Below are 24,826 nucleotides of genomic sequence, written 5' to 3'. Positions count from 1 at the left end.
GCGAACCTGGAAAACGAAAAAGCTGCGAATATCCAGTTTCTAAAAATCAGTATGAAATCTATCCTTTACATCAGCAATTATATAGACTTTGGATAAAAAAGGTCAAGCAGGTTTCTGTTTTCAACAAACACGAAATATGTCATTTAACAATGTAAAAAAATACAAATATACTTTATATAAAGATCATATATCTATGGGGCATGCTTTCAAAAAACTTTCACTGCCTTTCGCAGGGCCGCTTGAGTGTAGAGAAAACGTTTAAAATCCGCTGTGAAAAGGCAAAGGTTTTTCCATGCGGCTGGCGATAAAACCGCGTGAGCTTTCCTCTGTTTTCAGCGCTGAAGGAAGGCGTGTCTTTTTGATCGGGCACGGAATTGTCTCAGCGTGGCGAAAGGGTGTTTTCAGCCGCCTCGATATAATGGAAGCATGAAAAAAACAAATCGTTTGCTGAAATCGATCGATCGAACCTTTGAAATTCTTCTTGCTTCGTCGATCGTACTTTCCTTGTCCTCACTGCCGGTCTGGGCCAATACGGACTCTTTCGACAGGTCTTTGGATGAGCAGACTCAGTCCCAAGGGACAGAGGAGGATGCAACAGACTCAAGTACACAAATGTACCGGCTGTATAATCCAAACTCTTCAGAACATTTTTATACGGCGGATCTTCATGAAAAGAACGCGCTGATCTCATATGGCTGGCAGTACGAGGGAATCGGCTGGTTTGCTCCGCAGAGCGGAGAGCCGGTGTATCGTCTGTATAACCCGAATGCGGGCGATCACCATTACACGCTCAATCTTCACGAACGGGATGCTTTGGTTCAGCTCGGCTGGCGATACGAAAAGATCGGCTGGTATTCCGATACCCAGAAACGCGTGCCGGTCTATCGCGAATACAATCCGAACGCGAAAAGCGGTGTGCACAATTTCACCACAAGCCGGCAGGAAGATCAGGCTCTGGTCCGCTTTGGCTGGAAGGCGGAAGGAATTGCCTGGTATGCGGAGAAGGAAGGCGTGCCGGTCGATCGCTCCTTAAAAGCGCTCCACGTTTCGGGAACGAAGCTTCTCGATGAGAACAATCAGGAAGTCGTTCTGCAGGGATTCAGTACGTTCGGACTGAACTACATGCCGCAGTACGTAAATGAAAATGTATTCCGCTTTCTGTATACCCAGATGAACAGCCGAGTGATCCGGCTGGCGCTGTACACCCAGGAATACGGCGGTTACTGCTCCGGTGGAAACCAGACCGAACTGAAGGCGATCATCGATCGCGGCGTGAAGGCGGCCAAAGCCACGGGGCAGTATGTCATTATCGACTGGCATATTTTGTCCGACGGCAACCCCAACCAGCATATCGATCAGGCAAAAGTCTTCTTTGATGAAATGTCCGCTAAATACGCCAGCGAGAAGCACGTTCTGTATGAAATCTGCAACGAACCGAACGGGACGGACTGGGCTTCCGTAAAGGCCTATGCCAATACGATCATTCCGATCATTCGCCGGCACGATCCCGACGCGGTCATTCTTGTCGGTACGCCGACCTGGTCTCAGGATGTAGACGTTGCCGCCCGCGATCCGCTTCAGGGCTATTCGAACATCATGTATACGCAGCACTTTTATGCAGCGACGCATAAGGAGCCGATCCGGGATAAGCTGAAAACGGCGCATGCGCTGGGCCTGCCGGTATTCGTAACGGAATTTGGAATTTCTTCGGCGGACGGCAACGGAACGATCGATCCGGCCTCTGGAAATGCATGGATCGCTTTGCTGAATGAATACGGAATCAGCCGCGTCGGCTGGGCGTTAAGCGATAAGAACGAAACGTCCGCGCTGTTCAAGCCCGGAACGACGACATCCCTCTCGCTGTCTGACCTGACCCCATCCGGAGAATGGTTTTATGAGACGTATACGCATCATTATCCAGCGCATCTGCCCAATCCAAATCCAGGACTGCCGCAGCCTTCGGATCCCGTTGAGCCGGATCTGCCAAAACCGGATACTCCGTCTTCCGGACAGAGCGGCTTTTTAAACTGGTCCCTGAAAACGATAAACAGCTGGTCAGAAAACGGGGAATACTACGTACAGTATGAACTGACGCTGACTAACAAGGAAAATCACGATGTAAACGGCTGGAAAGCGGAAATTCCATTGAATCAGGATTTCCGTGTGCAGAGCGGCTGGAACGCCGTATTCAGCCAGAACGGCCGTACGCTCATAGTGCAAAACGAAAGCTACAACGCGTCGATTGGCGCTGGACAGAGCATTGGCGGCATCGGAATAATCCTGCGATCCAGTCAGCTCTGGACCAGCTGAAATAAACAATAAACATACAGAAGCCATGGAACCGGTCGAAAACACGATCGAAGTTTCATGGCTTTTTTGCAGTTTCAGGACGGAAAAATCAGAACGGGTAAAAACGGGGAAATAAGAAAAAACCAGTCTTTCAGGAACAGTTTTTCTGCGCAGAAAAGAAGATTGGAAAAGGGGCAATGCAAGGGTCTTCTGTACGGCTGCTGGGAAATGCTAAATCGCCCGGATTGAAATCATCCCGTGTGGTGGATCATGTATAATAAAGGAAATCAAGCCATCGAATTGGAGGGAAAAACATGTTTATTCGCAATGAAGCTTTAGCGGAAGTGATTGCCGGCACTCTCCACAAAACCCCCGAGACGCTGCAGAAAGAAGATCTTAAGGAACTGATTTCGCTCGACGCCTCCGATCGCGATATTGATACGATCGAAGGTCTGCAGTATGCCGAAAATCTCGAAAAGATCAATCTGTCCAACAATGCACTGACGAGCATTGAAGCGCTTCGTCCTCTGTCGAGCCTGGTGGACGTCAATCTGTGCGGAAACCGGCTGCGTGACATTGAACCGCTTAACGCCCATTACCAGATCAAACGACTCAACCTGTCCCGTAATAATCTGTACGTTATGGATATTTCCGCGGTTGGAAGCATGATCAACCTGGAAATCCTCAATCTGAGACGAGCCAAAATCGACTCGCTCGATTATGTAGAAAGCTGCAAGCACCTCAAGGAAATCCGGATCAATACCGAAAACGGACCGTTCAACTATTCGGTTCTGGGCATGCTTCCGGAACTTGTCCGTCTCGATATGTCGGGCATGCGCCGCTACTATATTGAAGATCTGTCTTTCCTTCGCCACATTGAAGAACTGAATCTGTCCACCAACCTGGTATCGGATATTTCTTCGCTCTCGGCGATGGAACACCTCAAGAAACTCGATGTTTCCAATAACCCGTATTTGAAAGACTACGATCCGCTGAAGGATTTCCCGTCGCTGGAAATTCTCAACCTCGACTACAACAATCCAAATGACTTTTCTTTCCTGGCCAAGCTGAAACATCTGCGCGTGCTTTCCATGGAACAGACCGGCTTTACGGATATGCGCGAGCTGAATCATATTAAGGAACTCCAGGTTCTCAACCTGTCCAAAAACGAACTCGAGCACGTCGACGAATTTACGAATGTCGAACACCTCAAAGTGCTCCATGCCGAGTTCTGTCTGCTCGATCATGTCGATTTCCTCGCGAAAGCCAAGGAACTCGAAGTCCTCGATCTGTTCACCAACCGCATCACAAGCATCGACTGTCTGCGCGACGATACCGAACTGGTGGATCTGAACGTGGGAAGAAACCAGATCCGCAGCATCGAGTGCCTGCGAGACATGCACAATCTGAAAATCCTTTCGCTCGAAAACAACAATATTTCCGACCTGTCTCCGCTGGAAGGTCTGAGCGAACTGTGCGATGTCGACCTTTACAACAACAACATCTCCGATCTGCGCCCGCTGGCCGATCTGACGTTCATTTCGTATCTGCGTCTCGATCACAACATGATCCGCGATCTCTCACCGCTTTCCAACCTGAAGTTCCTGCGCCAGCTGACGCTGAAAGCCAACTACATCAGCGATGTCAGCCCGCTCAAGGATCTGCCTCTGCTGCAGGCCCTGCGTCTGGAAGACAACCCGATTGCGGATACGTCTGCACTCGAGAAAATGGCCTTCTACGACAAATTTACGGAGTAATCCAGTTCATTCAAGACATTTGGTCCCTGAAGCAATTCGGGGACTTTTTTTGCGCAGAGAACGCTGTGTTCGCCATCCGTTTGAAAGCGGGGAAGAAGAGAGACCGGCATTTTCTTTCGGAACCGTTTCGAACGGCACATGCGCATCTTCGCTGGTCCCTGGCTTTCATCTCGAGGCTTCGTTTCTCTCTGATCCTGCCTTCAATTCACCCTTCAATTCACCGCATCTGGGAAATTTTATAAATTTTTTAAAAAGGGTTGCATTTCGTTTCAGGAGGAGTATGATTACACATGTTCGATGAACGCGGCGATCAAAAAACCTTCAAATCGTCAGTCAGTTTCAAAAAGAAATTGACACGTTCAAAGAACTGTGTTAAAGTATTCAAGCCTGAGGTCGTGGTGGAATGGCAGACACGCTACTTTGAGGGGGTAGTGAGCTTAGCTCGTGTGCGTTCAAGTCGCATCGACCTCACCATTTGAAAATTCGCTTCCGCAAGGAAGCTTTTTTTATGCCTTGTCGGTCTGCCTGTATCCTGCAGGCGCTGACCCGACATGGACAAAAGAAAAACGGTCCGGAGGAAAACCGTCTTCGAATTCGAAGAGGTTCATCCGGACCGTTTTGTCATTTTTCGGCCTGTTTCAAATATTCGGGCTGAATCGCGCAAAGATCAAAGGCTTCATAGCCGTCGTACGTCTGGCTCTTTACATAGAAACGATAGTACGGCATCAGCCAGGTACCCGTTGCATCGCTTTTCCAGATCCGCCAGATGCGATCGCTTTGCGGCGCTTCATAGCCTGCGGGCGTTTCAAATGCCCGAATGGCTTCCTCCAGACTTAAAACCGGATAGTCCGCTTCCCAGTCGGCGGTATCGAGCGGGTAGACAATGGCCTGTACGCCTCCCTTGTTTGCATAAATCGTAATGGGTCGGGCTTCGCTTGTGGAAAGCCGATCGCCTTCCGCTTTTTCTCTGGCATACACAATGAAGGTGTACGTCGTCTGCGGTTCCGTCGTACGGACGGGAATCGATTCAATGACCGGATTTTCGATTGGGAAAAGAGCGGAATAGCTTTGAACGATCTGTTCGATCTGGGCTTTTGCTTCGTCGAGGGATGACGCCGAGAAGGAAATCGCTCCGTTGACGAACAGTTCTCCCTGATCGCTGCCCACCAGATCCAGACGTCCCCAGGGCGTATCAGCCCAGATGGAGGAATTCATCAAATACGGATCGATATCGCCAATTGTCCATTGCGCGTCGATCTGCAGCGCTTTGGCAAAGGGTTCCAGCTTTTCGAGCATGCTTTCCTGATCGTCTGGGTTCAGGCGCCGCTGCTCTATGGCCTCATGCCAGCGATACACCGGAAGCGTTTCTGGCCATGCCTCGCTGGCGGCTGGATTTACGGTCTGTTCGTACCATCCAGCCGTGCCCAAACCGCCCGCATTCAGAACGGGAGTTTCACCGGAAGCGGGATTGGGCAGCGGCGTCAGATCGGCTGTGCGAACGTCCGGATTGGGACTGGCGGATGGAGTGGGCAGTACCCATCGATTCGAGTTGGGAAAGGAAGTCAAGGTAAGCAGAAGAATCATAGCCAGAGCCAGTCCCGAAGCCAGTACCGGCTTCCAGGTTCGATTAAAGAAGGACGGGCGTTTTTGATTTTCGCGTTCCTGCGTCTGGCTTCCCCTTATTCTGGTCTGCTCTTCCTTCATTGCAGAAATCAGGTCCTGCTTCTGTTTAGAAGAGAGAACGGCCTTTTTCATCGTGCTGCGATATTCTTCCAGATACTTATCTTCTTCTGTCATGCAAATCCTCCTTTCCATGCTCCCTGGACAGGATGACTTTTAAATGCCCTCGACCGCGGGAGAGCAGGGAATAGACCGTTCCCGGGCGGCAGTTCAGAATCTGCGCGATCTGATCGGCAGAAAGGGATTCGTAATAGTGAAGGTAGAGGACACTTGCTTCTTTGGATGGAAGCGAGCGGACCAGATCGAGAATTTCATTGTTTTCTTCATTAGCGGGTGCCGGATCGTTTCGCGGATAGTCGGTGCGCATCTTCTGCCACCAGCTGCGATGGTAGTCCTTGCACAGATTGATCACCACCCGGTACAGCCACGCTTTGCGGTGGTCTCCATCGTGAAACGCCTGATCCGAGCGCATATAGCGAAGGAAGGCTTCCTGCACAATATCCTGCGCCTGGGCACAATCGCAGTAGCTCAGCGCCAGACGATACATGCCATCGCCGCACTCTTCTACTGCAGACTCAATTTCTTCATCGGTTTTCAGTTTCGCCTGCCTGGGCGGTTGATCGTGCATACGTACTCCTGTCTAAAATGGGCGGCCAGAGAATTCTAGATGGTCTGATAGCTTTCGAGCTGCAGAACATACCCGCGGTCGTCCTGGGTCAGTGTTCCGCCAAGAATGGCGGGGCAGCCGCCGATGGGGATGTTTCCGTCAAAACGGAGCTGGCTTCTGGAATTGGAGGTCAGCCAGAGAATCGGACGTCCCTGCTCGTCACGCGGGGCGTTCTGGCCAAGATTGCCGCTCACTTCGATGTACTGATCGAGCAGCGAAGGCGCGTTGGCGAGAACCGTCTCGACATCATATACCGTATTCGTATTTTCTTCTACGGGTGCCGAATACGGGAGCGCATTCACGCCGGAAGCCGAAAGCTGTTCGGCCGAATCGGCATTGAGGACGTACTCGCCGTTGAGTGCCTGCAGCGTTCCGGTAAGTCGTGCTTTGCAGGAACCGAAGTTCACGCAGCCCGTAAATCGCAGAGCGCTGCCGTTATCGGACAGGATGTATGTGGCGTAGCCGCCGTTTCCATCCGGCATCGCCGCCTGCGGCAGATTGCCGATGACCGAGATGCGCTGACCGATCAGCGAAGCGCCCTGAGCCAGAACGGTGTCGACGTCGTAGTCAGCGACCGGATCCGCAGCGGGCTGTTTGCTCGCTTCCTGTACGGAAGGAGCTGAAGACGCGCTGTCGTTTTTCTTTTGATCGGAAGCGTCGTTCTTCGAGTTTTTCTTTGCATCTTTTTTCGTGCTTTCCTTTTTGGCTGTCGTCTGGCTTTGCGAAGCGCTCATGGACGAGCCGTCGCTCTTTGCGGCTGAAGACGGAGAAGACGGCGAAGCGCAGCCGATGGGCACAAGGGAAAGCAGACAGAGTGTGAGAACAGATTGAACAGGTTTCATACAAGAGAACCTCCTTTACTTCAAACACGATTAAGATGAGAGAATCCTTGCATAAATTTGGATATTTTTCTTTTTCGATTATTTCTTTGAAAAAAAGGACAAAAAAGATATCGGACGGCTTCGAAAAGGGAGCAAAAAGGGCTCTTGTTCCAGAGAAGCCGCAAAAACTTTAGCAGCGAGCAGGAAAAAGAAGAAAAAACGCAAGAATCAGGAATCTGGCGCAATCCAAAAACAGCAGGAAAGTTCTGCAGGCGTTCTGTCGGTTCTCCAACATACGCCTGAGGGCTTTCCTGCTGTTTATTCTGTAAGCAGCGGTTCGAGCGCTTCAATGAGCGAGAGGATCAGCGAGACGCGTCGAAAGGGCGTCATCAGATAAAACCCGTCGCAGAATTTGGCCGCCTGTCGGGCTAAATCCTGGCAGACGCGCAGAGAAATGGCTTCGCATTCCTCCCGGTCCTTATTTTCATATAAAGCGGCCAGCTCATCGGGAATATCCATGCCGGTAATTTCGTTTTTCAAAAAGAGGGCATTGCGATGGCTGACGATCGGCATCAGCCCGGCGTAAATCGTGCCATGAAGCTGTGCGCGGGCGGTTTGAAGATTTTCAATGGCCCGACGGGAAAAGATGGGCTGTGTCAGAAAGCCTTCAATGCCGTCAGCTTCCTTTTCTTTGGCGATGCCGAGCTGGACGTCAAAATTTCGGGCGTTCAGATCGAGCGCGGCCAGTTTATGAAACGGCTGGCAGAGCCCTTCGTCTTCGAGTGTCTGGACATACGAAGCGAGCGTACGGGAATTGAACGAGAACACCGCTTTGACTTCATCCCGGCTTTCTCTGGGCAGCGGATCGCCAGTGACGAGAAGCACCTGATGCACGTCTTCCATCGAAAGCCCCAGAAGCAGAGCTTTGATGGCGTTGAGGTTGCGATCCCGGCACGTCATATGGGGAAGAACGTCCAGTTCGGTTTCGCGATGAATTTTGCAGGCGAGCAGGGAGGAGTCCGCACGCGGCCGTCCAATCGGATTGTCCGCGATCGTAAGCATGTCGATGCCCGCCTGTTTCAGGCGAACCGTATCTTCTAAAAACGGGACGATATGATCGTTGGTGGGCGGATCGAGTTCGACCAGAATCGATTTGCGTCCGTTTCGCAAATTGAGATCCAGCCGGTCGGGATGCCGGCGGCGCTGCACCGATCCTCTCGAATCTTCCGGCGATTTGGCCGCAGAATCCGTTTTCTGGAGGGCGCAGTCCGCATCGAGCACGGCTTTGAGTGCCGCAATGTGGTCTGGGGTCGTTCCGCAGCATCCGCCAAGAATCCGAGCTCCTTCTTCCTGCATCGCCTGCATGGTCCGGGCAAAATAGTCCGGCGTTCCGCTGTAAATGGTGCGTCGGCTGGTCACAAACGGATAGCCGGCATTGGGCATGACGAGCATCGGCTTGGAATAGTCCGGCAGATCCTGCAGCAGCCGAAGCATGTGAGACGGTCCGCAAAGACAGTTCAGACCAATCCAGTCGATGGCGGGTGCCTGATCGGCTTTTTCCAGAAGCATCCTTGCGGAACAGCCGTTCGGACTGAGTCCGTCCGGACCAGCCGCAAAACTGATCGCAATGCGTGAAGCCGGACAGAGATCGCGAATCGCTTGCGAAATGTCTTCCATCTCGCGAAAATCCGGCTGGGTTTCCAGCAGAAAGTTCGTTACCCCCTCGTCCAGAAAGAGACGGGCAAGCGGTTCAAACACCAGACGAGGATTTTCCTGTTTCGAAACCGGACCAAGATCCGCGAACAGCAAAACATCGCTGCGTCCGGATTTTTCGATCGCCGCGTTTGCGGTCTGTACAGCCTGATGAATCAGATGCGCCGTCAGATCGGGATTTTGGGTATACAGGCCAGGAACGGAAAAGGTACACGTCTTGATCGCGCTGGCGCCACCCTGCAGGTATTCAAGGTGAATGGCTTCGATGCAGGCAGGATCGCCCAGAAGTGCCTGATCGACCTGATCGGTGGGATTGTGCGTTTTCGCAGCATAGTACGTCCCGTAGGCGCCGTCAAACAGCACGGGATAGACAACGTCTTTCGCGAATTTTGAAGGCTGGGGATCAGTCATGTGCGGATGTCTCCTTTTTGTCGGATTCTCGATTTTCCTTTTCAAAAAAGGTTTCCGCAATCTGAACCGAAGCTCTCGCATCGGGCGCGTACCAGTCGGCCTTTATGTTTTTCGCGGCTTCTTCGGTCAGAACCGCGCCGCCGACCATGATTCTGGGCGGATTGTCGAGCGTGTGAAGAAGGGCGATGGTCTCTTCCATCGCTTTGAGCGTAGTCGTCATCAAAGCGGAAAGACCGACCAGACGAATGTTTCGTGAAACGACCGCATCCAATACGGCTTGCGGGGAGACATCGCGGCCCAGATCGATGACGGTAAAGCCATAGTTTTCCAGCAGCGTCTTGACGATGTTCTTTCCAATGTCATGGATATCGCCCTGCACGGTAGCCAGAACGATTTCACCGCGCGATTCCCGGTTTTTGCCGGACGCTTCGAGCGACTGGGCGATCACTTCAAAAACCGCCTGCGCCGCGCTGGCTGACTGGAGCAGGGAAGGCAGATACAGAACGCCTTTTTCATAATCCGTACCGACGCGATCGAGACACGGAATGAGCAGTTCAGACGTGAGTTCGATTTCGTCTTCGCCTTCGCGCAGAAGGTCTTTAGCGGCCTCGGCTGCCTCGCCGGAAAGACCTTTATAAATGGCATCCATCAGACGGGCGCGGGAATCACAGCCGCCAGACAGCGGTGCAGCATTCGCGCCGCTTGTCAAAGCGGATTCGGCCGACGGATTTACTGGGCTCGAAGTTTGAATCGACGCCGCAGCGGATGTCGCTGCCGGTTTCTGCGTTTCGAGAAACTGCCTTTGCGCAAATCGTTCGATGTAGCCGCGGCAGCCGTCATCGATCTGGCGAAGGACTTTGAACGCCGCAATCGTATCCATCAGCGGTTCCAGAGACGGGTTGATGATCGCAAAGTTCAGACCGCACTGCAGCGCGGCGCTCAAAAATGCCTGGGTCAGAATCGGCCGGCAGGGAAGACCGAAGGAAATGTTGGAAACACCAAGGATCGTTCGCGTATCGGGTTCTTTGTTCAGTTTTTCGATTGTTTCCAGACTGCATTGTGCCTGATCCTGCTGAGCGCTGACGGTCAGCGTCAGCGCGTCAAACCACAGATCGCCGTGGGCAATGCCGTATTTGGCGGCTTCCTGTTCCAGGCGACGGGCAATTTCCAGACGGCCTTTTGTACTGTCGGGAATTCCGGCATCATCCAGACAGAGGGCAACGACTGGCGTGCCGTATTTCTGGGCGAGCGGGAAAATGGAATCCATGCTTTTTTGCGAACCGTTTACCGAATTGACGGCGCATCGGCCCGACGCCTGGCGCAGTCCGGCTTCAAGCGCTTTCGGATTGGAAGAGTCCAGAAGCAGGGGCAGATCGCAGACGCTTTGAATCGTACGAATGACCAGCGGCATCAGGCGAACTTCGTCCACATCCGGCGCGCCGACATTCACATCCAGAATGTTTGCGCCGGCTTCTTTCTGTTCAATGGCGAGGCGGGCGATGAAATCAAAATCTTCCTCGCTCAGCGCCTTCTGCATGCGCTTTTTCCCCGTCGGGTTAATGCGCTCGCCAACGACCTGAATCCCGTCACACAAAGTGAACAGACGATCCGAACAGATGGCGTCCAGCCGCTTTCCGGCTGGCCGCAGCGGGTGGTTTTTCAAGGCTTTTGAAAGCCGGGAAATGGTGCTGGGGGTCGTCCCACAGCAGCCGCCGATGGCTACCGCACCGGCTTCGACGATTTTTCGGACAAAGCGAACAAAGTCTTCGTCCGAAAGATGGTAGTGTCCGCTGATCGGATCGGGCAGACCGGCATTGGGCTTGCACAAAATGGGCAGGCTGGTCACGTCATGAAGCCTCTTGACCAGATCGACCAGCTGATCCGGACCGAGGGAACAGTTCAGACCGATCGCATCCGCGCCCAGGGACTGCAGGGTAATGGCGGCACATTCGATGCTGGTGCCGGAAAAGGTCCGGCCGCTCTGTTCAAACGTCATCGTGACCGCAACGGGCAGCGAACTGTTTTCTTTTGCGGCCAGCAGGGCAGCTCTGGCTTCGGCTAAATCGCTCATCGTTTCAATGACAATCAGATCCGCGCCGGCACTTGCGCCGGCTTTGACCATCGCCGTAAACTGCGCATAGGCTTCGTCAAAGGTGACGCTGCCCATCGGTTCCATCAAAATGCCAAGCGGACCAAGATCGAGCGCGACTTTGGAGGAGGTTCCTGCAGCGGCATTTCGGGCGAGCGCCACGGACTGCTGAATGATGACTTCATACGATTCCGGTTCGTCCTGGAATCGATCCGGAGAAGCGCCAAACGTATTGGCGTAAATCACATTCGCGCCGGCTTCGATATACTGGCGGTGAATGCCTTCAATCACTTCGGGGAACAGAACGTTGTTTCGCTCGGGATGACGAAGCAAAGGCAGCCCGGCTTTCTGGATCATTGTTCCCATGGCACCGTCCAATACGATCAGTCGGTCCGGTTCAAACAGAGTCAGAAAGCGATTGGAAGTGTCTGTATTTTGGTAATCGGGAGATGTCGTTTCAGTTTTCATAGCAGCGAAGTCCTCCTTTAAGATATTTGCAGTCTGGGCGAAGCGGGCAGTACGCGCAGCCGCGGATTTTTGCAGGAAGGGGCGTGCGGCTCAGCCCGATGAATGCGGTAACGGATTTGGTCGGAACCATCATGCGGGAAGGCAGAACGTGTACGCCAATCGTCTGTGCAAGCTTTAAGAGTTCAGCCAGATCGCTTTGTAAAGAAAGCGGCAGATCGCCGTATCCGCACGAAAAGCGATCGCTGAAATACCAGCCAGGAAGCTTCTGCTGCAGCTCTTTTGTGCAGGCGTCGAGTTCTTCGTCGATCAAAGCGCTTCCAAGTGCGTCAAAAACCAGAGCTTTCGCACTGTTCTGTACTTCAAATTGAGAAAGCTGCCGGTCAAAATCGCCAGAAAGCGTTGCCCCGAGAATCAGAACTTTCTCGCAGTGTGCAAGCAGACTCTGAGCCATACGGCCGCTCAGGACGATTCGCCCCTGATCTACAGAGATCGAATCTCCATTGCGTTCGAGATCAAAAACGCGAAAGATAAAGCGAAAATGCGTATTTTCCTGCAGCGGATGCCGCAGCTCTTCTAGCAGCGGTTCATAGCGCGAAACGGCCGCTTTGGGTACGTGACAATAGCGCAGGGCCGTCTGCTTCAAATTTTCCGTCCATTTCATGAATTCCATTATAATGAGCATGGTTTAAACAGGCTAACTCTTGTAGAAGCCGACGGCGTACGAAAATCTGCAGACGATGTCTGCAGAAGAGAGTGAATTTGTTCTGGAAAGCCGTGTCTTTGGAAAGGAATCTTCGTTATGAAAAAATCTGTCCTTCGCACATACGGTGCGGGTGTTCTTCTTTGTGCTTCGCTGCTTATGGGCGCCTGTTCGCATGCAGAATCCGCTGCGGATTCGTATGCGGTTCGTTCATCGTCCCTGCAGGAAAGTTCGAGTACCTCCCTTTCAAGTAATGCCCCGGTCAATGAGACGGTTACTTTTACCATGCATGTGATGCATCAGGATGGGACAGGCAAGCAGATTCAGCTCACTACGAATGCCTCCAATCTGGCCGACGCGCTTCTCGAGCAGGGATGGATTGCGGGCGAACAAAGTCAGTACGGCCTTTTTGTGACCGAAGTCGATGGGGAAAAGGCCGAAAAGGGTGCCTGGTGGAAACTGCAGATCAACGGCGAAGACGCCCAGACGGGCGTAAGTTCGATTCAGCCGGAAAACGATGCCGTCTACACATGGTCCTATGAGCAGTAAGTCCCGCACCCTGCTTTACGATGCCTGCTTTGGCGCGCTTTACGGCGCTCTGATGTTCGCTCTGAAAATGGCGATGGCGTCCCTGCCCAATATTGAACCGGTTACGCTGCTCGTTCTGGTGGCCGGCTGCTGTCTGGGAAAGAAAGGCTTTCTGGCGATCTGTGTCTATATCGTCTGCGAACTGCTCGTCTGGGGAGCCGGCGTCTGGAATATGGGCTATGTCCTGGTCTGGCCGCTTCTCTTTGACGTGGCCTATGCCTGCCGTCGCATCCGATCGATCTGGTTCTGGAGTCTGCTGGCTGGCGTTTTTGGCTTTTCCTTCGGGTTCTGGTTTGCGCTGATTTTTGGACTGTTCAATGGCGTATCCGCTGCCTTTTCGTGGTGGGTGGCGGGTCTTCCTTTTGATCTGGTCCATGGCGTGGCCAATATGGTCGTGACGTTTTTTCTGTTTCTGCCGCTTCGCGGGCTGTGTAAACGATTCGACCGGCGCGCTCCGGCAGGGCGCCGCTAAGCCAGAAAAAAGCGATGTGCTGAATTTTTAATGTATACCTTTTGAAAAAATCATAAGGCAAAAGAATCAAACAAATTGGATGATAATGTCTTAACATAGGTTTTTAAAATGTCTATATATGGCGATTTATATGGCGATTTTTGGCGATGCCTTGGATTTTCAGTGGCTTCTTTGGTCACTAAAATGGAATAGTCAGAAAACGCTTACAGGTGTTGAAGAGGCGCACCTATACTAGGGGTAAGAAAAGCAGGAGGAAAAAGAAAAATGAACACTCTGCGAAAACTTACTCTGGGCGCCGGCGCGCTGCTGCTTCTTGCCGGCTGCTCTACAACGCCGGCGGCCAAAACGCCGACCGACGCTTCAGCTTCGGAAGGAAAGGAAAAAGCGGCCGTTTCCGCTGCCATTCCAAACCAGGCCACCACGCCGCACTATGATGTCGTAAAACGAGACGAAGCAGCGACGATCGACGGCAAGATCGACGAAGACGTCTGGTCGAGCGTACAGAATATCTCCGGATCCTTCTTCTATCCATGGGCAGATAAAGAAGCGCCGGTAACGGTATTCGAAGCGTACAACGACGGAACCGATCTGTACTTCATGTTTGAAGTTACCGATCCGGAAGTCCTCGTGGAAGAAGACTGGAAAGACGATGAAAGTACAGTCGATGCGGAAGACCGCGTAGAAATCTTTCTCGCGCAGGGACCGGTAGACCTGCCGACACCCAAAGGCATGCCGCTCTACTACGGTGTAGAAATCGACCCGAAGGGACGCGTTCATGACTATTCCATCGAGTACTATCGCCACTTTGACGGAACCTGGAATCTTGAAGGTCTTGAAACCGCTGGCGTACAGACCGACGATGGCTACGTTGTCGAAGGCAAAGTGCCGCTGAGCACGCTGAAAGATCTGAACCTTCTTAAGGAAGATGGAACGATGCGCACAGGCGTATACCGTGCCGAATTCTCGTCTCCGGAAAAAGAAGGCGACGATACCGTCATGGAATGGATTTCCTGGGTAGATCCAAAAACCGAAGAACCGGACTATCATGTCGATTCTTCCTTCGGTGAATTCCGTATCCTGAAATAGCACGATCTGTTCCAGACCGCAGACGGCCTGTCGTTTGAAATACATCCACAAGGCAGTCCTGACCGTTTTTTCGGAAGGGCTGCTTTTCTTTTGGTCGAGTTTAAAATCAGAAACCGGTTTGAAAAGGAAGGACGAGCCGGAATACACGTTTCGGATTCTGAACCGTATAACGGTACAGAAACCCGGAACGTTTTCTTTTTGGTCCTCTCAGAGGGTGAAAAAGCGGGTCTGATAATAAAGTTAAAAATAATTATGAAGGCACAAATGAATTACGATAGTGACAATGTGTATACTAAATTTTTAAAAGATCAACCAATTTAACAAATCGGGTGGAATAATAGAGAATCTTAGTTAAGAAATGTCCGAATTGCTCATAAAATCAGGTTTAGAGATGTCCGCAACGAATTAAAAGTAATGCCATAATTCCCAGCCAGAAAAGGAAAATCCGGGCAGATTTTCCCGAAAATGGACGCGAAGAACGGTTCGCCGCGCCATTTTCCGAAAATGCAACAATTTTTGTACAGGTCAGATGATTTATTTCCAATCCATAATCTGACCTGTCTTTTTGACAGGAGAAAGATGTATGAAGTATCCGATTCTCAAGCGACTGGCCCTCGTTCTGATGAGTGTTTCGATGGCGCTCAGTCTGGAAATTTCTCCCGCGCTCCAGAGTCATCGAATGCAGATTCAGGCCAAAGAAGACGATTCAGGACTGACGTATGCGTATCCCGAACCCGTTTACAATATCGATGCGAGTCTTTTAGGGGAAGAAGATCGAAAATTTGAATTTTCCAGCCGGGAAAAAGACGTACAGCCGTATGAAGGGACGTTCGAAGAGCGTGTGAATCAGCTGCGGCGGGATTTGCCGCAGGGGCGCTGCTGGAACCATTTCAGTCCGGATTCGGCCTATTCCCTGACCAGTACGACGGACGTTCCGTGTTCGGATCATGGTTCGCGCAGCGGAAGCGTCAAATGCAACAGCTTCGATCAGGGCGTGCAGTGCGCCGGCTTTGCCTACCTCTGTTATTACAAGTGCCATGGCTATTTGCGCAGCTCGCGGATCGGTACCCGGTATGTGGTTGGAAACGAAGGCATTCGGGCAGGCGATGTGATCCGTATGAGCGGGCATACCGCCTTTGTCTGGAACGTAAACGGCGATCAGCTGTCGATTCTCGAAGCCAACTATGGAGCCTTGTGCCGGATTGACCATTCCCGTACGGTCCGCGCCTCCGAAGTTCTGCATTACTGGACACCGAAGGCGTATGTCCTTCATTACAATGCCAACGGCGGACAGGGAAGTCCGAATGCGAAAATCGTTCCGATCGATACGCCCTATACGCTCGGAGACGGTGCGCTTTGGCGCCCTGGCTATCAGTTCGCAGGATGGACGGTATCCAGGCTCACCAGCAGCGAAAGTCTGTACGAGAAAAATGGAACCCGGGCCTATTTTGCAGATCCTGTGCAGGCGCAGCAGGAAGGCTGGAAACTGGCTGTCGTCGCTTCGTGGGAAAGTCTGACGCCCTCCGATTTCGGGCAGCCTTTAGCCCAGAGCGGCGATGACATCGAACTGCGTGCTGTCTGGAAGGAAAAAACACGGACGCTCTCGTTCGATCCGGGCATCGGACAGGGAACCATGGAGCCGATTTTGGTTTCGCTAGGCGAGGGCGGTACGCAAATTCCCGCCTGTACCTTTATCCATGACGCGATGGCGTTTAACGGCTGGCTCGTTTACCGTCCCAACGGACAGATTCTCTGTTCCAGTGACGGCACCCTTCGGGGAGATCTGCGCTATTTCGACACCATTCCAAATGCGCGCGGTGCCGGCTATTCTCCGGTACAAATCCCGGATGGCGCCGTGATCCATACGCTTGGTGACGACAGCGAAGAACCGCTTCGTCTGGAAGCGCAATGGACCGGCTACTCCAGAGCGAGCGCGGAGCGGGTGAATCTGCAGCGCCTGTACAACCCGAATTCTGGCGAACACTTTTATACGGAAAGCGCGGTGGAGCGCGACGCCTTAGTGCAGATGGGATGGACGTATGAAGGAGAAGGGTGGACGGCCCCTGTGCAGTCCGAGCTGCCTGTCTATCGTCTGTACAATCCGAACGCGGGCGATCATCATTACACGCTCAGTGAAGCGGAAAAAGACGGTCTGGTGCGAGCCGGCTGGATTTACGAAAAGATCGGCTGGTATTCCGATCCCGCCAAAGGCGTCCCGATTTATCGGCAGTACAATCCGAACGCGAAAGCCGGTGCGCACAATTTCACAAAGTCCAGTCAAGAAAATCAGGCGCTCGGCCGTCTTGGATGGGTCGCAGAAGGCATCAGCTGGTACGGGACGAAATAAAACTGGTTCAACACCAAGGGGAAAAAGGACTGCGTGAACAGCGCACTCGTTTTTTGAATTTCAAAATCGGCAGACACAGGCAAACGGCCGGAGAAAAGGACCGGCGGTCGCCTGGATCTGCGGATTTTTCTGGTCTGGGCTGTATTCGGCCAGACGGTCAAAGAGATAAAAACGGCGGCATCCCGCGCAGGGATACCGCCGTAAAGTGTTTAAAGTTAAGCCTGTTCGTCCATTTCCATCAGTTTCTTGAGAATCTGAACGGCGTTGGAGGCAGCGCCTTTGCGGATCTGGTCGCCCGCACAGAAGAGCGAAACGGTTCTGTGGGTCGGATCAGCTGGATCGTAGCGCAGACGGCCGACGTAGACGAGATCCTGATTGGATGTGTCGATCGGCATCGGGTAGACGTTGTTTTCCGGATCGTCCTGCAGCTTTACGCCTTCGGAATGCGACAGACGTTCTTTTAAGGCATCGAGGTCGACCGGTTTTTCAGTACGGATTGTGATGGATTCGGAATGGGAACGCCATACGGGTACGCGTACGCACGTGCAGTTGACGTTCAGCTCTGGCGCGTGAAGAATTTTGCGGCCTTCATTCTGCATTTTCCATTCTTCGCTCGTAATGCCGTTTTCATCAAAGCCGCCGATCTGCGGGATGACGTTAAAGGCGATCGGATGAGCGAACGCTTCCGGTGTCGCTTCGGGATCCTTGAGCTGGTTTTCCAGATCGCGCAGACCTTTGACACCGGCGCCGCTTACAGCCTGAAATGTAGTGCAGATGACATCCTGAATGTTGTAGAGCTCGTGCAGATCGTGCATGGCCATTAATGCGATAATCGTGGAGCAGTTCGGGTTGGAAATGATGCCCTGATGCTTGCGGATATCTTCGGCATTGATTTCCGGAACGACCAGAGGAACATTTTCATCGAGACGGAAAGCGGAGGAGTTGTCGACGACAACGCAGCCGGCTTTCTGGGCCCACGGCATCCATTTTTTGGTGACATCGTTTTCGCAGGCACCCAGGACATAGTCGACGCCTTTGAACGAATCTTCGGTCAGTTCTTCAACGGTCCAGTCTTCGATCTGTTTTCCGGCGGATCGAGCCGAGGCGAGAAGTCTGATATTGGCTTCAATGCCCTGTTCGTGCAGACATTCGAGCATCTGCGCGCCTACAGCGCCGGTTGCACCGGCAATGGCGATGGTTTTCATAATCGTATTCCTTCTTCCTGATTCAAATGTAGAGCGGTTCAGTCAACGACAAATTCGTTGTAAATGACTTCGATCGTGCGGGAAAGGTCTTTTTCGCTGACGCCGACGGTAATGTTAATTTCGTTGGAGTCCTGCGCGATCATGACAATGTTGATGTGTTCGCGGCCTAAGGCTTCGAACAGACGGCCGGCGTTGCCCGGCTGATGGGACATGCTTTTGCCGACGGTGGAGACGAGCGCGATATGGTCCTGCACCTTGATTTCATCCGGTGCAACCTGACGCTTGATTTCGTGGAGAATCTCGTAAAGGCTGTCTTCAACTTCAGCTCCGTTGACCAGAACGGTAAAGGAGTCGATGCCGCTTGGAATGTGCTCGATCGAAACGTTGTAGCGTTCCAGAACGCTGAGCACTTTGCGCATGTAGCCGACTTCGTTGGACATGTGCTTCTTATAAATATAGATGGACAGGAAGCCCGGCTTGCCGGCCAGACCGGTAATCGGGTACTTGCGCGGCACGAGGGACGTTTCCTGAATGATCGTGCCGGCATCCTGCGGGCGGTTGGTGTTGAGAATATGAATCGGAATGTTGTTTTCCTGCGCGGGGAAGACGGCGTCTTCGTGAAGCACGGACGCGCCCATGTAGGAAAGCTCGCGCAGTTCGGAGTAGGTAATGTGGGTGATAGGCTGCGGATTGCGAACGATGCGCGGATCGGCCATCAGGAATCCGGAAACATCGGTCCAGTTTTCGTAGATATCTGCTTCCATGATGTTGGCCAGAATGGCACCGGTCACATCGCCGCCGCCGCGCGAGAAGACCATGATCTTGCCGTTGGCGGCTGTGCCGTAAAAGCCGGGGAATACGAAATGTTCGTGTTCATTCATGATGGCTTTCAGACGGGCACGCGTCGCTTCCCAGTCGATGGACTTGTCGTGGTTGATCCGGATGACATCGGCCGCATCCACAAACGGGAAGCCGAGGTATTCGGCCATGAGCTTGGCGCAGAAGTATTCGCCGCGCGATACGATTTCCATTTCACTCATGGAAGAAAGGCTGGCGTACATCGTGTCCAGCTCTTTTTCGATCGGCTGCTTGAGGCCGAGGGTGTCGCGGATTTCCACGAAGCGGTCGCGGATCAGCTTGTAGACGTTGCTGGCATCGACATGATACTGACGATGCGCGTCGAGCAGGTAGAGCAGATCGGTAATCTTGGAATCATTGCTGCAGCGCTTGCCTGGTGCGGAGACGACGACATAACGGCGATCCGGATCGGCCTCCACGATTTCTTTTACTTTTCGAAACTGGCTGGCCTGGGAAACGGAGCTGCCGCCGAATTTCGTCACTTTTAAAGCCATTTATTTCCTCCATACTGCGAGCATGGCCGATGGATCGATCGCCTGGATCTCTTCGACAAGAGAAAGATCGCGATCTTTAATCAGCCAGAGACTGTCTTCTTCAAAATAGGTGGAATCTGCGTTCTTTACAGAATCGAGATTTTTGCACGTGCGTACAATCCAGTCTTCGCGGATACCATCCTTGCAGAATGTGGCGTGCTGATCGAGCGAAATTCTGCGAACGGTACCGTTCAGCAGGTTGATCGCGTCGGCGATCATAGCCTGCGCGGTCGGACTGCCGCCGGCTCCGGGGCCATAATAGCCTAAACTTCCAAAAGAAGAAGCTTCGATTTTTTGCGCGTTGTAATTCTGACCAACAGAAGACAGATAATCGCTCGCATTCAGGAAAACGGGTGCGATCAGAGCCGAAAAGGATCCGCTTTCATTTTTCAGAATTGCAAGATGGCGGATTTTTTTATGATGTTTTTTCGCCAGCGCGATCTCGTCTATGCCGATACTGGAGATGCCGATCGGATCGGGGAGAGTGGTCACAGGCGATTTTGTATATAAAGAGGAGACGAGCAGCGTTTTGTACCAGACATCTCTTCCTTCCACATCGTTGGTGGGGTCCACTTCTGCAAAGCCGAGCTCCTGTGCGCTGCGCAGCGCATCGGTAAAGGACGTGCCGTTTTCTTCCATGGAACTGAGAATATAGTTGCAGGTTCCGTTGAGAATGCCTTCAAATCCCTTGAGCTCTTCAGCGGCAGAAAGTTTGAGAATTCCGTCAATTAAAGGGATTCCACCCGCTACACTGGCCTCAATCTGAATCGATCCGCCATATTTGTCAGCCAGTTTGATATACTCAGGCAGATATGTGCTTAAAACCGCCTTGTTGGAAGAAATCACATTCTTTCCATGTTCCAGGGCGATACGGATAAGGGTATTGGCCGGTTCCAGTCCGTTGAGGCATTCAAATACGATCTGAACGTCCTGCCGCGAAACGAGCGCTTTTCCATCTGCGGAAAAGTACGGTTCGCGCGCTTTGGCCGGGCGGACAAATACGCCTTTCATTTCCAGACCGTCAATGCCGCGGCATAAACGCTCTACGTTCTGTCCCACTGTACCGTAGCCAAGAAGGACACAATTCATCGTTTTCATTGCTTTGTACTCCTTTTGTTCTTGTCTAATATACACTTGTCTTAAAAACTTGCACATTGTATCATAGGGCATATGCGATTTCAAGGAGCCGAAAATTTATGAAACCTTATTATCAGTCAACCCGTAAAAACGCGGATCCGATCAGCGCCAAGGAGGCGGTGCTGCAGGGAATCAGTCCCGATGGCGGACTGTTTGTCTGGCCCGGACTCGGCCAGGAAAAGCTGAATCTGAACAAGCTGATTCAGCTCGATTACAAAGGCATCGCCAAGGAAGTGTTCACGGCGCTGCTTTCGGGCTATACCAGCGAAGAACTCGATGACTGCATTGAAAATGCCTACACCGGCAGTTTTGAAAGCGATGAAATTACGCCGGTAAAAGACGTTGACGGCATTTACATTCTCGAGCTGTTCCGCGGACCGACCAGCGCGTTCAAGGATGTCGCGCTGACCATTCTGCCGTGGTTCTTATCCAAAGCTCTGAAAGATACCGGCAAGAAAGCGCTGATCCTCACCGCGACCAGCGGCGATACCGGGAAGGCGGCCATGTCCGGCTTTGAGGACGTGGACAATACCGGCATCTGCGTCTTCTATCCCCATAACAAAGTTTCCGCCGTGCAGTACAAGCAGATGGCTACCCAGTCGGGCGGCAACGTGAAAGTGTTTGCGGTCGAAGGCAACTTTGACGATGCGCAGAGCATGGTCAAGAAGCTGTTCCTCGATGAAGATCTGAAGGAAAAACTCGCCCAGGACGATATCGTTCTTTCTTCGGCGAACTCCATTAATATCGGACGTCTCATTCCGCAGATCGTGTACTACTTCGATGCCTATCGCCAGCTCGTAAACAAGGGCGTCATTCAGACGGGCGACAAAGTATCCTTCTCGGTACCGACCGGAAACTTCGGCGACGTGCTCGCCGGCTACTACGCCATGCAGCTCGGTCTGCCGGTCGAAAAGTTCTACGTCGCCAGCAACGCCAACAACGTTCTTACCGAATTCCTTGCCTGCGGAACCTATAATCGCAACCGTCCGTTCATTCAGACGATTTCGCCAAGCATGGATATCCTGATCTCGTCCAACCTCGAGCGTCTGCTCTACTACGCATCGAATAAAGACACCGAAAAAGTTGCCGGCTGGATGAAGGATCTGGCCGAAAAGGGAAGCTATACGCTGGATGAAGACACCTTTGCGGAAATCTCCCGTCTTTTTGAAGGCGGCTGGTATGACGACGCGCAGCTCAAAGCCACCATTAAGGACGTCTTTGACAAAACCGGCTACGTGCTCGATCCGCATTCGGCGGCCGCGTATGCGCTTGCGAAAAAATCCGAAACGCCGGTCATCGCGCTGTCCACGGCGAGTCCGTACAAATTTACTCAGGACGTTCTCGATTCCCTTGGACAGAAAGAAGACAATCCATGGCAGGCGATGCGCGATCTGGAAAAGATCAATGCCGACGCCATTCCGCATCCTTTAGCCGTTCTCGAACGTCTCGAAATTCTGCACGATGCGGTAATTGATCCTGAAGCGATGAAAGAAAATGTGCTCGACGCTTCGAAGGAGATTTTTGCATGATTACGGTGAAAGTACCGGCGACCAGCGCCAACTGCTCCGTGGGCTTTGATACTCTCGGACTTGCGCTGAACTGGTACTCTTCCATTACGTTTGAAAAAAGCGATGAGCTGCTCATCAGCGGCTGTCCCAGGGAATACGCCACTGCCGACAATCTGGTTTGGACATCCTTTGTGTTCGCCTGCCATAAGTGCGGCAAGCCGGTTCCAAACGTACACATCGACATTCAGTCCGATATTCCGTTTGCCAGAGGCCTAGGCTCGTCGAGTCAGTGCGTCGTCGCCGGCATTCTTGGCGCCAACGCGATCGCCGAACTGGAGATGGATCACGATCAGCTGCTGGCGTGCGCGGTGGAAATTGAAGGCCATCCCGACAACGTTGCCCCGGCTCTGAACGGCGCGCTTTCCGTTACGGTGGAAGGTACCCGCTCGCTGATCGGCGTCAATCTGGGGGCCAACGGCTGGAAAGCCCTTGTGGTCATTCCGCCGTATGAAGTGTCCACCCCGATGGCGCGCAAGGCGCTGCCAGAAGAAATTCCTCTTCACAATGCAGCCATGCAGGCCGGCCGGGCCATGCTCTTTGAATACGCCTGGACGCATAAAGACGAAACGCTGCTGTTTGAAGCGTGTCATGATCTGCTTCATGAGCCAAGCCGCTCAAAGCTGATTGCTCACTATCCGGCGATGCAGGAAATTGCGGCACGAAATTCCGTACCGTTCTGGATTTCCGGATCCGGATCTACCATGCTTTTTGTAAGTCAGAACAAGGACACTCTTCAGGCGCTGAAAGAGGAAATTAAAAACGCACATCCCGAACTGGATGTACGTCTGTCTGAAGTTTCAGAACATGGAGCGGAGGTCATTCATGGATAAATACTATCTGGTCAATTCTTCGATTCTTCCCGATGTCATTGAAAAAGTCGTCGAAGCGCAGAATCTGCTCAATTCCGGCAAAGTCCGCCGGATCTGCGAAGCGGTACGCGAAGTCGGCATTTCCCGGGGAACGTACTATAAATATAAGAATTCCATTTTTCAGTTTGAGCCCAAGGACGCAAGCCGCCGGGCGATTCTTTCACTCGTCGTTCAGGATGAAAAAGGCGTGCTTTCCATCATCCTGACCCGTATTGCCCAGCTCAACGTCATCGCCATCAACCAGACCGTCCCGATCAATCACGTTTCCAACGTGACGCTGACTCTCGATATTACCGAGCTCGAACAGAGCATCGAAGATCTCGTGGACATTTTGCGCAAGACCGACCGGGTCTCCAGCGTATATCTGGTTACCGTCGAATGACGCGCAAGGTTTTACCTGTTCTTTTTGGCTTTTCCTTTCTGATCGCCGCCCTGCTTTCGAGCGTCGCGGCGGTCGTTTTTGATCACGGCTTTTACATACGTCTGTATGACAAGCTGAATCTGGCACAGACCGTTTCGGTGTCCGATGAAGATCTTCAGAATTCCATTTTCATGATGACGGATTACGTCGAGGGCAAACGCGACAATCTCGACGGCAAGGTATTCTGGAAAAACGAAGTGCGCGATACCTTCAATGCCAAAGAGAAAAAGCACATGGTTGATGTCCGGCAGCTGTGGCAAAACGCCAGACTGGTCATGATTGTTTCCTGGTTCGTCTGTCTGATCAGCGCAGGCTGGCTGTTCTGGAAATTCGGATCCAACGGAACCCGCTGTCTCGGAATTCTGATGACGGGGATCAGACAGGCCGGCGCCTGTCTGCTGGTCGTACTGATCTTTTTTGCCTTCTGGTATTTCATCGACTTCACCGGCTTATGGACCTGGTTTCATACCCTCTTCTTTGCGGGAAACATGGACTGGCTGCTCAATCCGGCGACAGATTTCATGATTGTCATCTGTCCGGAAGCCATGTTCTCCACCATGATCGCCAAAATCGCGATCAAACTCATTCTGGCGGTTCTCGGCTTTTACGGCGGTATGGCTTATCTCAAATCCCGTCTGCAGGAACAGCGATACCTGCAGCGGATCGTTCCCCAGAGTCATCTGCATCCGCAGACGGATTCTGAATCCGTCGGACGCTGAACAAACGATAAAGGTCGCGGAATTTGCGGCTTTGCACCATTCGTCGAATTCCTTGATCCAAGGGAAAAGGGAAAAGCGGAAGTGCAAATTCAAAATACGAAAGAAACGAAAACAGGGCGGTAAGGATTCGCTGGTTGTAATTCCGGCGGATCGATACTGCCCTGTATTGTTTATTAAAAGACCGGATTTGAACAAATTCAGAGGGAAAGAAAGATACCGCAGGAGAAAAACATTTTGGATTGGATGCACACGCAAATGAGACGTGAAATCTCTTCTTTCCACTCTCTTCCTACATAAAAAGGTAAGTGTCAAACAATCGACGGGTATACGCGAGACTGAATATTAGATACGCTAAACGGGATCCCTTTCGAGATCCCGCTTGGCGTATTTTTTATTCTTCATCGTTTTCTTCATACTTCGGATCCGGT

At 52.2% G+C, this 24,826-nt stretch carries 19 protein-coding genes and 1 tRNA gene; 11 read left to right on the top strand and 9 right to left on the bottom strand.

Features of this window, described 5'->3' with window-relative positions:
- Positions 1-426: 426 nt before the first annotated feature.
- The 3 genes from Afil_RS01360 to Afil_RS01350 all read left to right on the top strand — a co-directional run bounded on the left by Afil_RS01360 (position 427) and on the right by Afil_RS01350 (position 4,520).
- Positions 427-2,310, top strand: coding sequence for a cellulase family glycosylhydrolase (locus Afil_RS01360; protein WP_230266734.1), 1,884 nt, complete (start codon positions 427-429; stop codon positions 2,308-2,310).
- Positions 2,311-2,603: 293 nt separating this feature from the next.
- On the top strand, positions 2,604-4,046 hold the full coding sequence (locus tag Afil_RS01355) for a leucine-rich repeat domain-containing protein (RefSeq protein ID WP_230266733.1): 1,443 nt from the start codon (positions 2,604-2,606) through the stop codon (positions 4,044-4,046).
- A 389-nt stretch (positions 4,047-4,435) separates the two neighbouring features.
- Positions 4,436-4,520 (top strand) — tRNA-Leu (locus Afil_RS01350).
- 147 nt (positions 4,521-4,667) lie between these two features.
- On the opposite strand, the gene Afil_RS01345 is transcribed toward Afil_RS01350, so the two are convergent.
- The 6 genes from Afil_RS01345 to Afil_RS01320 all read right to left on the bottom strand — a co-directional run bounded on the left by Afil_RS01345 (position 4,668) and on the right by Afil_RS01320 (position 12,556).
- On the bottom strand, positions 4,668-5,843 hold the full coding sequence (locus tag Afil_RS01345; RefSeq protein ID WP_230266732.1) for a hypothetical protein: 1,176 nt from the start codon (positions 5,841-5,843) through the stop codon (positions 4,668-4,670).
- A complete protein-coding gene (locus Afil_RS01340) occupies positions 5,827-6,354 on the bottom strand; it encodes an RNA polymerase sigma factor (protein ID WP_230266731.1) in 528 nt (175 codons plus the stop codon). Before Afil_RS01340 ends, Afil_RS01345 begins: the two co-directional genes overlap by 17 nt.
- Before the next feature lie 35 nt (positions 6,355-6,389).
- A complete protein-coding gene (locus Afil_RS01335) occupies positions 6,390-7,235 on the bottom strand; it encodes a hypothetical protein (RefSeq protein ID WP_230266730.1) in 846 nt (281 codons plus the stop codon).
- A gap of 297 nt (positions 7,236-7,532) precedes the next feature.
- Entirely contained in the window at positions 7,533-9,338 is a 1,806-nt protein-coding gene (locus Afil_RS01330) for a bifunctional homocysteine S-methyltransferase/methylenetetrahydrofolate reductase (RefSeq protein ID WP_230266729.1), read from the bottom strand.
- Entirely contained in the window at positions 9,331-11,895 is a 2,565-nt protein-coding gene (locus Afil_RS01325) for a homocysteine S-methyltransferase family protein (protein ID WP_230266728.1), read from the bottom strand. Before Afil_RS01325 ends, Afil_RS01330 begins: the two co-directional genes overlap by 8 nt.
- Positions 11,885-12,556 carry a hypothetical protein gene (locus Afil_RS01320; protein ID WP_230266727.1) on the bottom strand — a complete coding sequence of 224 codons (672 nt, stop codon included), beginning with the start codon at positions 12,554-12,556 and terminating at the stop codon, positions 11,885-11,887. Before Afil_RS01320 ends, Afil_RS01325 begins: the two co-directional genes overlap by 11 nt.
- A 138-nt stretch (positions 12,557-12,694) precedes the next feature.
- On the opposite strand from Afil_RS01320, the gene Afil_RS01315 reads away from it, so the two are divergent.
- The 4 genes from Afil_RS01315 (at position 12,695) to Afil_RS01300 (ending at position 17,088) form a co-directional block, all read left to right on the top strand.
- The gene (locus Afil_RS01315) at positions 12,695-13,144 is read left to right on the top strand and encodes a DUF4430 domain-containing protein (RefSeq protein WP_230266726.1); all 450 of its coding nucleotides are present in this window, start codon (positions 12,695-12,697) and stop codon (positions 13,142-13,144) included.
- Positions 13,134-13,655 (top strand): hypothetical protein, encoded by a 522-nt coding sequence (locus Afil_RS01310; RefSeq protein WP_230266725.1) that lies wholly within the window; start codon positions 13,134-13,136, stop codon positions 13,653-13,655. Before Afil_RS01315 ends, Afil_RS01310 begins: the two co-directional genes overlap by 11 nt.
- Positions 13,656-13,919: 264 nt before the next feature.
- Complete coding sequence (locus Afil_RS01305) at positions 13,920-14,741, top strand: sugar-binding protein (RefSeq protein ID WP_230266724.1); 822 nt, start codon at positions 13,920-13,922, stop codon at positions 14,739-14,741.
- Between the two features lie 583 nt (positions 14,742-15,324).
- Positions 15,325-17,088, top strand: a complete 1,764-nt coding sequence (locus Afil_RS01300; protein WP_230266723.1) for a hypothetical protein — start codon at positions 15,325-15,327, stop codon at positions 17,086-17,088.
- Positions 17,089-17,303: 215 nt separating this feature from the next.
- On the opposite strand, the gene Afil_RS01295 is transcribed toward Afil_RS01300, so the two are convergent.
- From Afil_RS01295 to Afil_RS01285, 3 genes are read right to left on the bottom strand one after another with little or no spacing between them, the layout of a single operon-like run.
- Complete coding sequence (locus tag Afil_RS01295; RefSeq protein ID WP_230266722.1) at positions 17,304-18,293, bottom strand: aspartate-semialdehyde dehydrogenase; 990 nt, start codon at positions 18,291-18,293, stop codon at positions 17,304-17,306.
- A 38-nt stretch (positions 18,294-18,331) separates the two neighbouring features.
- Positions 18,332-19,645, bottom strand: coding sequence for an aspartate kinase (locus Afil_RS01290; protein WP_230266721.1), 1,314 nt, complete (start codon positions 19,643-19,645; stop codon positions 18,332-18,334).
- On the bottom strand, positions 19,646-20,782 hold the full coding sequence (locus Afil_RS01285; RefSeq protein WP_230266720.1) for a homoserine dehydrogenase: 1,137 nt from the start codon (positions 20,780-20,782) through the stop codon (positions 19,646-19,648).
- Positions 20,783-20,880: 98 nt separating this feature from the next.
- On the opposite strand from Afil_RS01285, the gene thrC reads away from it, so the two are divergent.
- From thrC to Afil_RS01265, 4 genes are read left to right on the top strand one after another with little or no spacing between them, the layout of a single operon-like run.
- Positions 20,881-22,350: a threonine synthase gene (gene thrC / locus Afil_RS01280; protein ID WP_230266719.1), complete on the top strand. Its 1,470-nt coding sequence runs from the start codon at positions 20,881-20,883 to the stop codon at positions 22,348-22,350.
- Positions 22,347-23,219: a homoserine kinase gene (gene thrB / locus Afil_RS01275; RefSeq protein ID WP_230266718.1), complete on the top strand. Its 873-nt coding sequence runs from the start codon at positions 22,347-22,349 to the stop codon at positions 23,217-23,219. Before thrC ends, thrB begins: the two co-directional genes overlap by 4 nt.
- Positions 23,212-23,640: an ACT domain-containing protein gene (locus Afil_RS01270; protein ID WP_230266717.1), complete on the top strand. Its 429-nt coding sequence runs from the start codon at positions 23,212-23,214 to the stop codon at positions 23,638-23,640. The genes thrB and Afil_RS01270 overlap by 8 nt, the downstream gene beginning before the upstream one ends.
- Positions 23,637-24,398: a DUF1461 domain-containing protein gene (locus tag Afil_RS01265; RefSeq protein WP_230266716.1), complete on the top strand. Its 762-nt coding sequence runs from the start codon at positions 23,637-23,639 to the stop codon at positions 24,396-24,398. The genes Afil_RS01270 and Afil_RS01265 overlap by 4 nt, the downstream gene beginning before the upstream one ends.
- Positions 24,399-24,826: the final 428 nt, after the last annotated feature.

The sequence above is a fragment of the Allobaculum fili genome, from assembly GCF_020969955.1.
Taxonomy (GTDB): Bacteria; Bacillota_I; Bacilli_A; order Erysipelotrichales; family Erysipelotrichaceae; genus Allobaculum; species Allobaculum fili.
This window is presented reverse-complemented; position numbering and strand designations above follow the sequence as displayed.

Bases quoted from the DNA above. Each gene is read 5' to 3' on its own strand.
- Afil_RS01325 (WP_230266728.1), bottom strand. From the start codon at position 11,895: ATGAAAACTGAAACGACATCTCCCGATTACCAAAATACAGACACTTCC.
- Afil_RS01340 (WP_230266731.1), bottom strand. From the start codon at position 6,354: ATGCACGATCAACCGCCCAGGCAGGCGAAACTGAAAACCGATGAAGAA.
- Afil_RS01315 (WP_230266726.1), top strand. From the start codon at position 12,695: ATGAAAAAATCTGTCCTTCGCACATACGGTGCGGGTGTTCTTCTTTGT.
- Afil_RS01265 (WP_230266716.1), top strand. From the start codon at position 23,637: ATGACGCGCAAGGTTTTACCTGTTCTTTTTGGCTTTTCCTTTCTGATC.
- Afil_RS01335 (WP_230266730.1), bottom strand. From the start codon at position 7,235: ATGAAACCTGTTCAATCTGTTCTCACACTCTGTCTGCTTTCCCTTGTG.
- Afil_RS01300 (WP_230266723.1), top strand. From the start codon at position 15,325: ATGAAGTATCCGATTCTCAAGCGACTGGCCCTCGTTCTGATGAGTGTT.
- Afil_RS01310 (WP_230266725.1), top strand. From the start codon at position 13,134: ATGAGCAGTAAGTCCCGCACCCTGCTTTACGATGCCTGCTTTGGCGCG.
- Afil_RS01285 (WP_230266720.1), bottom strand. From the start codon at position 20,782: ATGAAAACGATGAATTGTGTCCTTCTTGGCTACGGTACAGTGGGACAG.
- Afil_RS01355 (WP_230266733.1), top strand. From the start codon at position 2,604: ATGTTTATTCGCAATGAAGCTTTAGCGGAAGTGATTGCCGGCACTCTC.
- thrC (WP_230266719.1), top strand. From the start codon at position 20,881: ATGAAACCTTATTATCAGTCAACCCGTAAAAACGCGGATCCGATCAGC.
- Afil_RS01295 (WP_230266722.1), bottom strand. From the start codon at position 18,293: ATGAAAACCATCGCCATTGCCGGTGCAACCGGCGCTGTAGGCGCGCAG.
- Afil_RS01305 (WP_230266724.1), top strand. From the start codon at position 13,920: ATGAACACTCTGCGAAAACTTACTCTGGGCGCCGGCGCGCTGCTGCTT.
- Afil_RS01345 (WP_230266732.1), bottom strand. From the start codon at position 5,843: ATGACAGAAGAAGATAAGTATCTGGAAGAATATCGCAGCACGATGAAA.
- Afil_RS01330 (WP_230266729.1), bottom strand. From the start codon at position 9,338: ATGACTGATCCCCAGCCTTCAAAATTCGCGAAAGACGTTGTCTATCCC.
- Afil_RS01360 (WP_230266734.1), top strand. From the start codon at position 427: ATGAAAAAAACAAATCGTTTGCTGAAATCGATCGATCGAACCTTTGAA.
- thrB (WP_230266718.1), top strand. From the start codon at position 22,347: ATGATTACGGTGAAAGTACCGGCGACCAGCGCCAACTGCTCCGTGGGC.
- Afil_RS01290 (WP_230266721.1), bottom strand. From the start codon at position 19,645: ATGGCTTTAAAAGTGACGAAATTCGGCGGCAGCTCCGTTTCCCAGGCC.
- Afil_RS01320 (WP_230266727.1), bottom strand. From the start codon at position 12,556: ATGAAATGGACGGAAAATTTGAAGCAGACGGCCCTGCGCTATTGTCAC.
- Afil_RS01270 (WP_230266717.1), top strand. From the start codon at position 23,212: ATGGATAAATACTATCTGGTCAATTCTTCGATTCTTCCCGATGTCATT.